General features: G+C 65.6%; 9 protein-coding genes and 1 pseudogene. 7 read left to right on the top strand and 3 right to left on the bottom strand.

Features of this window, described 5'->3' with window-relative positions; all coding sequences use genetic code 11:
• Nucleotides 1-106: 106 nt before the first annotated feature.
• Genes Q7J44_RS15560 through Q7J44_RS15545 form a run of 4 tightly spaced genes read left to right on the top strand, consistent with a single transcriptional unit; the run spans nucleotide 107 to nucleotide 3884 of the window.
• Complete coding sequence (locus Q7J44_RS15560) at nucleotides 107-1147, top strand: hemin-degrading factor (protein ID WP_304881409.1); 1041 nt, start codon at nucleotides 107-109, stop codon at nucleotides 1145-1147.
• Nucleotides 1144-2037 carry a hemin ABC transporter substrate-binding protein gene (locus tag Q7J44_RS15555; protein ID WP_304881407.1) on the top strand — a complete coding sequence of 298 codons (894 nt, stop codon included), beginning with the start codon at nucleotides 1144-1146 and terminating at the stop codon, nucleotides 2035-2037. The genes Q7J44_RS15560 and Q7J44_RS15555 overlap by 4 nt, the downstream gene beginning before the upstream one ends.
• A complete protein-coding gene (locus tag Q7J44_RS15550) occupies nucleotides 2037-3101 on the top strand; it encodes an iron ABC transporter permease (RefSeq protein WP_304882006.1) in 1065 nt (354 codons plus the stop codon). Before Q7J44_RS15555 ends, Q7J44_RS15550 begins: the two co-directional genes overlap by 1 nt.
• Entirely contained in the window at nucleotides 3102-3884 is a 783-nt protein-coding gene (locus tag Q7J44_RS15545; protein WP_304881406.1) for a heme ABC transporter ATP-binding protein, read from the top strand.
• Between the two features lie 53 nt (nucleotides 3885-3937).
• On the opposite strand, the gene Q7J44_RS15540 is transcribed toward Q7J44_RS15545, so the two are convergent.
• Nucleotides 3938-4828 carry a YihY/virulence factor BrkB family protein gene (locus Q7J44_RS15540; RefSeq protein ID WP_304881404.1) on the bottom strand — a complete coding sequence of 297 codons (891 nt, stop codon included), beginning with the start codon at nucleotides 4826-4828 and terminating at the stop codon, nucleotides 3938-3940.
• Between the two features lie 435 nt (nucleotides 4829-5263).
• Nucleotides 5264-5377, bottom strand: a pseudogene (locus Q7J44_RS15535) (IS3 family transposase); the annotation flags it as partial.
• Here Q7J44_RS15535 and Q7J44_RS15530 point away from each other — a divergent pair.
• Both Q7J44_RS15530 and Q7J44_RS15525 read left to right on the top strand, forming a co-directional pair.
• On the top strand, nucleotides 5373-5711 hold the full coding sequence (locus Q7J44_RS15530; protein ID WP_304881403.1) for an ATP-binding cassette domain-containing protein: 339 nt from the start codon (nucleotides 5373-5375) through the stop codon (nucleotides 5709-5711). The pseudogene Q7J44_RS15535 and the gene Q7J44_RS15530 sit on opposite strands and share 5 nt — an antisense overlap.
• Before the next feature lies 1 nt (nucleotide 5712).
• On the top strand, nucleotides 5713-7104 hold the full coding sequence (locus tag Q7J44_RS15525; RefSeq protein WP_304881402.1) for an FAD-binding oxidoreductase: 1392 nt from the start codon (nucleotides 5713-5715) through the stop codon (nucleotides 7102-7104).
• A 219-nt stretch (nucleotides 7105-7323) separates the two neighbouring features.
• Here Q7J44_RS15525 and Q7J44_RS15520 read toward each other — a convergent pair whose 3' ends face one another.
• Nucleotides 7324-8094 (bottom strand): LuxR family transcriptional regulator, encoded by a 771-nt coding sequence (locus Q7J44_RS15520; RefSeq protein ID WP_304881400.1) that lies wholly within the window; start codon nucleotides 8092-8094, stop codon nucleotides 7324-7326.
• A 226-nt stretch (nucleotides 8095-8320) separates the two neighbouring features.
• Between Q7J44_RS15520 and Q7J44_RS15515 the strand changes: the two genes are divergently transcribed.
• The gene (locus Q7J44_RS15515) at nucleotides 8321-11920 is read left to right on the top strand and encodes a VWA domain-containing protein (RefSeq protein WP_304881399.1); all 3600 of its coding nucleotides are present in this window, start codon (nucleotides 8321-8323) and stop codon (nucleotides 11918-11920) included.
• The last annotated feature ends 6 nt before the right edge of the window (nucleotides 11921-11926 follow it).

The raw sequence follows: 11926 nt of genomic DNA, 5'->3' as shown, positions 1-11926 counted from the left end.
GTATTGCGCCGCGCCATCCAGCCCTGGGGTCTTACCCCCGCCAGACATGCGACTGCCCCCGCGTCAAAGAACCCGCGTCAAAGCCCCATGTCCAAGGATGACCCCAATGCTGCTTTCCCCCGATGTGATCGAACGGATCACCCATGCCCGCACCGAACACCCAAAGCTGCGCGAGCGTGATCTTGCCGCCGCTATCGGCCTGTCAGAGGCCCATCTGGTTGCCGCCGAGGCGGGTGCCGCTGCCACCCGGATCATCGCCGATCCGGCGCGTCTGTTGCCGCATATCTGCCAGATGGGGGATGTGATGGCGCTGACCCGCAACGAAAGCGCGGTGCATGAACGGCGCGGGGTCTACAAGAATTTCCACTCCGGTGCCCATGCGTCGATGGTGCTGGGTGACGAGATTGATCTGCGGATTTTCCCGCGGCACTGGGTGCATGGCTTTGCGATTCAGCGCGAGACGGAACAGGGCGTGAAGCGCAGCATTCAGGTGTTCGATGCGGCGGGCGATGCGGTGCACAAGGTGCATCTGGGCGCCGAGTCCGACATCGCGGCCTTTGAGGCTGCGGTGGCCGATCTGGCCCTGCCGGTGGATGCGCCGTTCGAGATCACTGCCCGCGCCGCGCCGGACGCGGCGCGCATTGCCGAAGACAAGATTGATGCCCTGCGCAGCGAATGGGCGCAGATGACGGATACGCATCAGTTTCTGGCGATGGTGCGCAAGCTGAAGATGAACCGGCTGGGGGCGAACCGCGCCGTCGGCCCCGATTTCGCGCGGCAACTGCCGGTTGAGGCGGTGTCATGGGCGCTGGAACGGTCAGCCGAGGACAAGCTGAAGATCATGATCTTTGTCGGCAATGAAGGCTGCATCCAGATCCATTCCGGCCCGGTCCACCGGGTAGAGCCGATGGGCCCATGGCAGAACGTGCTCGACCCGCGGTTCAACCTGCACCTGCGCGCCGACCATATTGCCGAGGTCTGGCTGGTGACCAAACCCACCAAACGCGGCCCGGCCGTTTCGGTCGAGGCGTTTGATGCGGCGGGCCGGCTGATCCTGCAGATGTTCGGCAAGCGGGCCGAGGCGGACACCGACACCTCTGGCTGGGACCGGATGACGGCAGGTCTGGCGGCAGAGGTGATGGCATGAGACGCGCGCGGGTCTTGTCTGTCGGCGGGCTTCATGCCGGGCTGACAGGTCTGGTTCTGCTGCTGGCCCTGTCCACCTTTGCCCGCGCCGAAGAGGGCCCGCGCCGCGTGATCGCGGCGGGCGGGTCTGCGGCGGAAATCGTGTTTGCGCTGGGGCAGGGCGACCGCCTGATCGCGCGGGATACCACATCAACCTTCCCCGAAGCGGTGCTGGTCCTGCCCGACATTGGCTATGTGCGGCGGTTGTCACCTGAAAACCTGATCGCGATGGAGCCGGACCTTATTCTGGCCGAACATGATGCCGGTCCGCCGGAAACCATCGAGCTGCTGACCCGCGCCGGGGTGCCGCTGGTGACCCTGCCCGAGGCGCAGACCCCGGCGGATGTGCTGGCCAAGATCGCGCTGGCGGCAGAGGCGCTTGGGGTGCCCGGGCTGGGTGCGGAACTGGCAGCGCGGACGCAAGCTGATCTGGACGCGGCCGCCGCCGCAGCGGCCTCAATGCCCGCGCGGCCTCGGGTGCTGTTCGTACTGTCGCTGCAGGGCGGGCGCATTCTGGCAGCAGGCAGCGACACTTCGGCGGCGGCGATGATTGCGCTGGCGGGCGGGGTCAATGCGGTTGACGGCTTTTCCGGTTATAAACCCCTGACGGATGAGGCGGCCATCGCGGCAGCCCCCGATGTCATTCTGGCGATGGATCGCGGCGGCGAAATGGCACTGGCGGCGGCGGAACTGGTGGCGCATCCTGCTTTGGCGCTGACCCCGGCCGGGCAACGGGCGCGGGTGGTGCGGATGGACGGTCTGTATCTGCTGGGCTTTGGCCCAAGGACCGGCGCTGCCGCGCTGGAGTTGAACGCGGCCCTGCGCGATGCCCTCACTTTGGGGCGTGGATGATGGTGGCACTGGATGCGGCGCACCCCTTGGGTGACCGCGACGCACAGGCGCGGGTGACGATGCTGGCACTGTCGGTGGCGCTGCTGCTGACCGCTGGCCTCAGCCTGTCGCACGGGGCGTCGGGGGTTTCCCTCGGGTCGCTGGTGGACGCTTTGGTATCTGGTGAGGCCATGCCGGACCGTGACCGGCTGATCCTGTGGGAAATCCGGTTGCCCCGGATGCTGACCGGCGTGCTGGTCGGGGCGTCACTGGCAGTGGCGGGCGCGGTGATGCAGGGCCTGTTCCGCAACCCGCTGGCCGATCCGGGGCTGGTGGGCGTCGGGGCCGGGGCCGGTCTGGGGGCGGTTCTGGCCATCGTGCTGGGCGGTCTGGCACCGCTGTGGATCACGCAGGCGGTGGGCTACCATCTGGTGCCGTTCGCAGCATTCCTTGGCGGCTGGGTATCGACGCTGCTGCTGTACCGGGTGGCCACACGGGCGGGGCGCACCTCGGTGGCGACCATGCTGCTGGCGGGCATTGCGCTGGGGGCACTGGCGGGGGCGGCGACCGGGGTGCTGGTCTATATCGCCGATGACCGGCAGTTGCGGGATCTGACGTTCTGGGGGTTGGGTAGCCTTGGCGGGGCAAGCTGGCCCAAGCTGCTGGCGGCAGGTCCGGTGATGGCGCTGGCGCTGGTGGCCGCGCCCTTTCTGGCGCGCGGGCTGAATGGTCTGGCACTGGGAGAGGCGGCGGCGCATCACATCGGCCTGCCGGTGCAACGGGTCAAGGCGGTGGCAATCCTGACCGTGGCCGCGGCGACCGGGGCGGCGGTGGCGGTGTCGGGCGGCATCGGCTTTATCGGCATTGTGGTGCCGCATCTGTTGCGGCTGGCAACCGGGCCGGACCATCGGTTTTTGCTGGTCAACGCCGGTCTGGCCGGGGCCACGCTGCTGCTGCTGGCCGACCTGATCGCGCGCAGCATCATTGCGCCTGCGGAACTGCCGATCGGCATCGTCACCGCCACACTGGGCGCGCCGGTGTTCCTGTGGATTTTGTTGCGCCGTCGCGGGTTGGTGGATCTGTAAATGCTGATTGCAAAAGATATCCGGGTGTCCTTGGGCAAAAGCCCTGTCCTGCACGGCATCAGCGCCGAGGCGCGGCCGGGTGAGGTGACGGTCATCGTCGGCCCGAACGGCTCTGGCAAGACCACGCTGCTGCGCGCGCTGACCGGCGATGTGGGTTTTTCAGGGCAGGTCAGCCTGAACGGGCGCGATTGCGCGCGGCTGCGGGCATGGGAGCTGGCCGCCGTGCGCGGCGTGCTGCCCCAGGCCTCGGCGCTGGCGTTTCCGTTCACAGTGGCAGAGGTCGTGCGGCTGGGCCTGACCGCAGCCCCCCATGCCGGGCGGGCCGATCTGGTGCCGCGCGCTTTGGCAGCGGTCGATATGGCGGGGTTTGCCCCCCGGCTGTATCAGGAGCTGTCGGGCGGCCAGCAGGCCCGCGTGCAGCTGGCCCGCGTGCTGGTGCAGGTCTGGGAGCCTGTGGTGGACGGCGTGCCGCGCTGGCTTTTTCTGGATGAACCCGTGGCAAGTCTGGATATTGCGCATCAGCTGGGCGTGGTCCGCCTGATGCGCGACTTTGCCGGGCGGGGCGGCGGTGTGGTGACGGTGCTGCATGACCTGAACCTGACGGCCATGGCCGCCGACCGGGTCTGGCTGATGGATCAGGGGCACATGACCGGGCAAGGGCCGATGGCGGACGTTCTGACCGACGCCGCGCTGGAGCGCGCCTATGGCTGCCCGCTGCGCGTCGGCCGTCTGCCGCCTTCGGGCTGCTGGTTTTCGCTGCCACAAGCCGCAGGCGCGGCGTAAGGCACGGCACCGCGTCGGGTCCCGCTCCGCGCCACCCTCCCGGCAACATCGGTTCATTCGTGCAGGGGGCCGCCCGCCTTTCCGTGGCTTTGCTTCTCGCCCTTGCGCTTGCCATCGGGATCGTAGTGTTCGATCAGAGCGTTGATTTCTGATCCGAACAGGATCACGAGCCCGGCAATATAGAGCCAGAGCATCAGAATGATGACAGCACCGATCGAGCCATAGGTGGCGCTGTAATCGCCGAAGTTCTGGATGTAGAGGGTGAAGGCCAGCGACGCCAGCACCAGCGTGACAACGCCCACCACTGCGCCCGGCGTTATGAACCGGAATTTCTGCTCGACGTTGGGCGCGTAGCGATAGACCATCGCGAACCCCAGCAGCAGCGCACATACGATCAGACCCCAGCGCAACACCCGGAATGCGAGCACGATGATCCCGTTCTCGCCGACCCGGTTGAACAGCCAGCCCTCGATGACACCGCCGAGAACGATCAGCGTGAACGCCCCGATCACCAGCGCGACGAAGGCAACACTGAGCACGAGTGCGACGACACGTGCCTTGATGAAGCTGCGGGCCTCTTCGACATCATAGGTGATGTTGAGTTGCTGCATGACAGCATACATCCCGGTGGACACGGTCCACAAAGTGAACAGGATGCCGACCGACAGCAGACCACCGCGCTGCTCTTGCGTGACCTCTGCAACGGTCGTTTCCAGAAGGACTGCGGCTTCGCCCGGCATTGTCGTATGCAGAAGCTCCATGATGGCCTGATCGACGTTCTGGATCGGCAGATAGGGGATCACCGCCATGATCACGATGAAAGCAGGAAATATCGCCAGCGTCAGATAGTAGGCAAGCGCCGCCGCCCCGTTGAAGATGTTGTCCTCCGAAATCTCGGCGTAGAGGTCGATCCAGAATTGACTGGTAAGCATGGGGCGGAACATGGCGACCTCCAATTGCACTTTGGCAGCGTTGTCTTGTGATACAACCTGCGGACCCGGTCCGGGTTCCGCGCCTTCGGCATCGCCACGGGCGCGGCACAGCCAGGCACATCACGTCACGACCGCCCTCGCACCGACGGTGGCCCCGCGCCGATACGGCACCCAGTCGCGATGGTGGCACCTTCTGGGCGACCGGCAGAATATCGAGGTCACCCGGATAGTCGCGTCGATGGCTTGCCCCCGCCTGACGCGCCGGGGCGCTGCGCTCTGCTGCCCTGTCTGATCCGCGACGTGGCCGACCGTCGCCATCTGAGCCGCCTGCCCGAAGGAGCGGTGCGCGCGTTGGCCATCCCCCAGCTGCACCATAGCGCGCTGTCGTCATGGGGCCTGAAGGGCTATGGTAATCCCCCCATTTCTAACGGGATGCACTGGTAGAACTCACGCGGCCAGTTTCAGTTTCTGGGGTGTGATGCCGCCGATACCCATGTTCGGGCGGTCGTTGGTGTAAGTCCAAAGCCATTTCGGGGCGTGGTCCTGGGCCTCATCGATGGTGCATCTTGATGGGAAAATTCTACTTCCCCAGCCCCTAACTTTCCGGGGGATTCCCACTTTCACTCTGCGGGTTGAACCGGGTGAGTTGATGTCTTTCCTTGGCCCTTCGGGGTCGGGCAAAACCAAGACGCTGAACTTGATTGCCGGGTTCATGCTCTATCCGGGATCAGCGATGAAATACGAGGTGACACTCACTGATGGCAGCCATGTCATCGCCCGCACCCCCACACAGGACACGCCTTTTGCCATCGCCAGCACGGTCGACTTGGCCTGGAACCCAAAGGATGGCACGCTTCTGGCTGATGATGGCTCGACGGCGGGGCATGAAGGATAAGATGAGGAACGCGATGAAGAACGGCGATGTGTCTTTCTGGTTTGCCGATATGGGCGGGCTGCCCGGATACAGGGCACCGCTGCCCGGCGATATCGATGTTGATGTCTGCATCGTGGGGGCGGGGTTTACCGGGCTGTGGACCGCCTATTATCTCAAGGCTGCAAATCCCGGCCTGTCGGTTGCCATCGTCGAGAAAGAGTTTGCGGGGTTTGGGGCCTCGGGGCGCAATGGCGGCTGGTGTTCCGGCGGGTTTTCGTGGAACCGCTCGAAATATCTGTCATCAGGCACCCGCGACGGTGTGATCGGTTTTGAACGGCAACTGCGCGCCACCGTGGATGAGGTGATCCGCGTCTGCGAGGCGGAAGGCATTGACGCCAACATAAGGCGCACCGATTGCCTGACCTTTGCCTGCACCCCCGCCCAGATGGAACGGCTGCGCGCCGAACAGGCCGATGACATGGCATGGGATGTGCCAGAGTCGCGCAGCCATCTGATCGGTGCCGCCGAGGCCGCCGCCCGCATCCGCGTCAAGGACGTGCAGGGCGCATTGGTGACAGGGGGTGTCGCACGCGTGCAACCCGCCAAGCTGGTGCGCGGTCTGGCCGAGGCCGTCGCCCGAAAGGGGGTTGCGATCTATGAACAGACCACCGTGACCGGCATCAGCAAGGGCCGCGTGACCACACATTGCGGCACGGTGACGGCGCATCGGATCGTGCGGGCGACCGAGGGCTTTACCCATGGCATCCCGGGCAATGCGCGCGAATGGATACCGCTCAACAGCGCCATCGTGGTGACAGAACCCGTGCCCGAAGCGATGTGGGAGGAACTGGGCTGGACCGGATATGAAGTGTTCGGCGATGCGTCGCACGCCTATTGCTATGCGCAGCGCACACAGGACAACCGCATTGCGATGGGCGGGCGCGGGGTGCCGTACCGGTTCGGGTCCAAGACCGATTTCAATGGCGAGACGCAGGCCGAAACTGTGGAAAAGCTGAAAGACATTCTGTACCGGATGCTGCCCCAGACCCGCGCGCTGGCACTGGACCACGCTTGGTGTGGCGTTCTGGGCGTGCCGCGCGACTGGTGCACCACGGCGGGGCTTGATCCGAAGACCGGCATCGGCTGGGCCGGGGGCTACGTCGGGCTTGGGGTGTCGACGTCGAACCTGTCGGGGCAGACTTTGGCCGATCTGGTGCTGGACAAGGGCACCGAGCGCACCACGCTGCCTTGGGTAAACCGAAAGCCCCGCAAATGGGAGGTGGAGCCGTTCCGCTGGCTTGGGGTGCATGGCATGTACTGGCTGTACAATCTGGCCGACCGGCGGGAGGCAGCGCGCGGCGGGCAGCGCACCTCGCGGCTGGCAACGCTTGCAAACCGCATTGTCGGGCGCTGACACCGGCACAGCCCGAAACGACTGGAGACAGCATGATTGACCTTTCCGTTTTCACCGGCCTTGCCGGGATCGATATACCTCAGAAGGTGCTGTGACGGGCTGACGTGCCGGTGCCCGCCCGGGTTCACTCGCATCGGCTGACGCCGGATCGAAGGCTAACAGCGGTTGAAAGCCGATCCCTGTCCCTGCGCTGGCTGAGGGAGGCAGGGCAACAGCTGCTCACAACAGGCCTTGTGCAAAGCCGATCGCGACAGCTTGCTCGCGGGTCGTGGCACCCAGTTTGCTGCGGGCATTGCGCAGATACAGTTCCACGGCTGCGGAGCTGAGGTCGAGGGCGCGGGCGATGTCCTTGGTACGCTGGCCCTGTGCCAAAAGCGCAAGACACTCTGTTTCGCGCGGGGAGAGCGATTTGGCGCGCGCGACCAAATGCGCGCGGCGAAGCACATCATGCGCATGTCTCGCCGCCAGCCGGAGCATGTGGCCGCGATCGGCACGCAGGGCGTCAACTTCGGCCCTGGACAACGAGGAACCGATATTCCATCCGGCAACCCCTTGAGGCCCAGCCCGCCGGATCGTTGAGGAAAAACCGGCATTGATGCCGAACTCAGCCGCTTCGCTGATCAGGGTCATCTGCGCTTGTGACAGCCATTTTTTGTGACTGTCTGCATAGGCAACGCCCGTACTGACCGGCGTGAAGCTGGTGCAACAAATGCTGAAAAACGGGTCGATCTGCGCATAACCGCAATCCCTATAGCGGATGACCCACTCTGGCTGCAGTGTTGTCAGCATGGTCAGCTCGCCGCTTTTGTCCCCGGGGTGGGTGCCGGTGTGGGTGCCGGGCTGGGCGTCGATATAAATCAGCTTGTCAAAGCCGTTGTCTGCAAAAAATCTCGCACTCATATCCCAGAGCATTTGGGGGCAGGCCCTGCCGCCCGGACCGCCGACATCTGTCAGGGCATCAAGAAAGTCATCAACCCGTGATTTTTGCAAGCAATCATGCCTCTGAATCTAAGGATTTCCTTATATTGGCACAGCAAGGGCCAGCGGTCTACCGTTGCAGGCATCGGCCAGTTTCCCGCGTCAGACGGTTGGCATCGCTGCTGACGCAGTCCGCCATGTTCACCCGCGTCTGATCGCGATGCGGATCAGGCCGATCGCGCACCCGCCGTCGGACCTGCGGCGGTGAACGCGATTTTGTCCTGCTGGAGAAGACCTCATGATCCGACTGCTCCCTGTTATTGCTGCGCTGATGCTGCCGGCGACCCCTGCCATGGCCGAGCGTGTGTCGGTGCTGGTGTTCGATGCTTCTGGCTCGATGTGGAACCGGGTCGAGGGCGATCTGACCCGGATCGAGGTGGCGCGTGATGTGATGGGCGATTACTTTGCCAGCCGTGATGGCGCGGTGCCGCTGTCCGTCATCGCCTATGGCCACAACCGGCGCGGCGACTGCAGTGATATCGAGGTGATTGCACCGCTGGGGCAGACTGCCCCCGGCACGCTGGAGAGCCGCCTGCGCGGGCTGATGCCGCGCGGCATGACGCCGCTGACCGACAGTCTGAGGATGGCGCGCAGCCAGATTCCCCCCACGGCAGAGGCGGCGGATATCATCCTTGTCACCGACGGGCTGGAAACCTGCGCGGGCGATCCTTGCGCGCTGGCCGCCGAACTGGCCGCCGAAGGCATCGACATCCGCGCCCATGTGGTGGGGTTCGGGCTGACACGGCTGGAAGTAGAGGCGCTGTCGTGCATCACCGACCAGACCGGGGGAATGCTGTTCCAGACCAATTCCGGCGCGGAACTGGCGGATGCGCTGCAACAGGTGAGTGCCGTGCAACCTGCGCCCGGACCGGAGCCGGTCGTGGAGCCAGATCCCTCACCGCCAGAGGCCGCGTTTGATATCAGCGACAAGGCCGAGGCGGGGTTCACCTACAACATCACATGGCGGGGGGAGGCCGGCTCGACAGACTATCTGGGATTTGTGCCATTGGGCGAAGACCAGGCCCCCTCGTCACCCGGTTTTGGCCCGATCAACGTGATGTCGGGTGGCGTACCGCGCAATCCGGTGACGCGCACCGCGCCAAAGGAGCCGGGGATGTATGACCTGATCATCCGCGCAGCCGGTGGCGTGATCACCGCACGGCAGGCGGTCGAGGTGGTGCCCCCCGCCATGGGCTTCGATCCCATTGGATCGGTTGAACCTGGAAGCAGAATACCGATCACTTTTCGTGGGCCGGAACAGGTCGGCGAACTAATCGTGATTGCTGACATCGACCAGCCGGTGAATGAACATCAGCGCTATGACTGGGCCTATTCGCTGTCAAGAGGCGGGTCTGTCGGTCTGCGGGCACCATCCGACCCCGGTGAATATGAACTGCGCTATCTGAACCCGTCACGGACCGAGGTGATGTTTGGCCGCCGCTTCGGTGTGGGCATCCCGTTTGACGATGCCGACCTGACCACCAGCAGCGATCTGGCCGCGCAGGCCGCCGCTGCCACGCAAGGTGAGGCGGCGCAGGACAATATTGCCGCCGTGCCCGCCACCTTCCGCCTGCCGTCCGGTGTGCCCCAATCGGATGTGACATGGGACGCGGTGCCGCTCGACCCCGACATGTCCCCCGAGGCATGGGCCCCGACGGACAGCGGGCCGGTGATTTCCGGCACCTTCGAGCCGGGCCGCTGGCGGGTGACGGCCACTGCGCCGGGCGAAGTGGACCTGTCGGCAGAGGTCGAGATTTTTCCGGGACAGGTGAATGACTTCACGGTTCAGGTTCAGAGGCAGGTTCAGGCCGGAGGCGAGGAAGACCACGGCACGTTGATGGACGGCCCGTGGCGGGTGCTGGCGGTGCCGCCGCGCGACGCCCCTGCCGGAGCCGCGACCGAAGTGATGGACATGCTGCGCATCACCCTGCGCACCCGTGCCGATGCCAATGGCTGGGACGGCACCTTCACCCCCACCCCGATGCTGGTCGGCCCGCAGGCCCCGCTGGACTCTGCCGCACTGGACAGTGCGACCGAGGAGGAGGGCACCCTCTTCGTGCGGTTTCAGCTGCCCGCCGTGTCGCCGGAAGCCTTCGTGATCTCGCTGGCACCCTATGGGGACGGCTACTCCGGCACGATGGTTTCCGGCCCGAACAGCCTGCCGGTGGTGGTCTGGCCGGAGGCTGTGGCCCTGCCCTCGCTGGCGGCGTTGCAGGACCAGTTGTATGGCCCGGACCCGGAGGGCGATCGGCAGGGCAGCCTTCCGGCCCCGGCCACCCAGTCCATGGGCTGTGATGAGGCGATCTGCCAGCGGGTGAACTTTGACCACGGGCTGGAAGCACAGGTGCCGCGCGGCTGGATGATGTGGCAGGTGGAGCATGTTGACGGCGCGGTGACCGCGCAATTCACCAATGGCACCGATGTGCTGATGCTGATGGGCAATGCGGTCTGGCCGCCCGAATATGGCCCTTGCCTGCCCACCGCAGCCGGGCCGCTGTGCTATTGGTCCAACGCCTCTGCCGAGGCGCAGATTGCCGCCGCCTTCATCGCCGCCAACACGCGGCTGACGGGGGCAGAGGCGGGGCAGGGCGTGACGATCAGCCTGCCGACCGAGCCGGTCTTTGCGGGGACGGACGGCTATTTCCCGGTGACGCTGACCGGGCCGCCGGGCTTTCAGGGCAGGATCACCATGACCCGCGCCGATGCCCCCGATGGCCCGGCGCTGCTTTCCGAAGACGCCGGTCACATGCTGCGCGCGCAGGATCAGGTTCTGCCGGTGCCTGACCAACCTGGCCGCTATGAGGTGCGGATCACGGATGCAGGCGGAACGCTGGCCGCTACCGCTGTGTTTGAGGTGCTCGGGGGCGATGCGGGCGAAAGCGTCGGCAGCATGGCCATCGAGCCCGATGACGGTGCGCGTTTTGTTGGCCGTGGCCCCTATCTGGCCGGGGCAGAGGTGCTGGTGCAGATCAACCGGGGGCAGGACAAACGCGGCAGCGACCGGGTGGTGGTGCTGGCCGGCGGCACCGACCACGCTTTGCCGGATCAGGGCGCATGGCTGGATGAATTCCGCGCCTCGATTCGGATGCCAGATGCGCCGGGCCGCTATCTTCTGGCGGTGTTCGATACCGAAAGTACCAGTTTCCGTGCCCTGACCGAGGTGGAGGTGGCGACATCCCCGGTGCCGGAGCTGCGGCATTTCAACCCCAACCCGGCAGTGCGCAGGCCCTACAGTGTGTCCCCCCGCGCGCGCATGGCGATGGCGGACCGGCTGGCCATCGTCGACCCCGGCGGGGCGGTGGTGGCAGAGGCCAGCCTGTATGAGGTTGTCACCGGCGAGATGCGCATCCCGGACGGCACCTCCGGCCCGCATGAGCTGCAATATCTGGCGGGCGGTCAGGTTCTGGCACGCGAAAAGCTTGATGTCGGTGGCCCGCCGGTGCTGGTGCCCTCGGGCGGCAGCGATGGTCCGGCAGAGCTGACGATGGAAGGCGACCTTGTTCCCGGTGGTATGGTCCGGGTGTCGGTGCGCGGGATGATACCGCCGCAGGCCACCGCAGGCTTCATCGGTGCGGACAAACCCGACCGCACCATTCTTGAAACCGGCAGCCGGGTGACACCGGACGCGCTTGAGGTCGAGGTGAAGGTGCCGGAAAAGCCCGGGCCATGGGTGCTGCGCCTGATCGACCAGAACCTGATCCGCGTGGCCGAAGTCGTGCCCGGCGGTGCGTCGCCTGCGGCCCCTGCCGCCACAGGTGGCGGCACCATCATCCCCATCGACCTTGGCACCCTTTCTCCCGAAGAGTTTCGCGCCCGTCTGCGGCCCGGCCAACCATAGGAGCAG

This window comes from Pseudotabrizicola sp. (genome assembly GCF_030656345.1).
Lineage (GTDB): Bacteria > Pseudomonadota > Alphaproteobacteria > Rhodobacterales > Rhodobacteraceae > Pseudotabrizicola.
Note: the sequence above shows the minus strand (reverse complement) of the source record. Positions and strands in the feature narration are given on the sequence as shown.

Bases quoted from the DNA above. Each gene is read 5' to 3' on its own strand.
- Q7J44_RS15560 (WP_304881409.1), top strand. From the start codon at position 107: ATGCTGCTTTCCCCCGATGTGATCGAACGGATCACCCATGCCCGCACC.
- Q7J44_RS15555 (WP_304881407.1), top strand. From the start codon at position 1,144: ATGAGACGCGCGCGGGTCTTGTCTGTCGGCGGGCTTCATGCCGGGCTG.
- Q7J44_RS15550 (WP_304882006.1), top strand. From the start codon at position 2,037: ATGGTGGCACTGGATGCGGCGCACCCCTTGGGTGACCGCGACGCACAG.
- Q7J44_RS15545 (WP_304881406.1), top strand. From the start codon at position 3,102: ATGCTGATTGCAAAAGATATCCGGGTGTCCTTGGGCAAAAGCCCTGTC.
- Q7J44_RS15540 (WP_304881404.1), bottom strand. From the start codon at position 4,828: ATGTTCCGCCCCATGCTTACCAGTCAATTCTGGATCGACCTCTACGCC.
- Q7J44_RS15530 (WP_304881403.1), top strand. From the start codon at position 5,373: ATGGTGCATCTTGATGGGAAAATTCTACTTCCCCAGCCCCTAACTTTC.
- Q7J44_RS15525 (WP_304881402.1), top strand. From the start codon at position 5,713: ATGAGGAACGCGATGAAGAACGGCGATGTGTCTTTCTGGTTTGCCGAT.
- Q7J44_RS15515 (WP_304881399.1), top strand. From the start codon at position 8,321: ATGATCCGACTGCTCCCTGTTATTGCTGCGCTGATGCTGCCGGCGACC.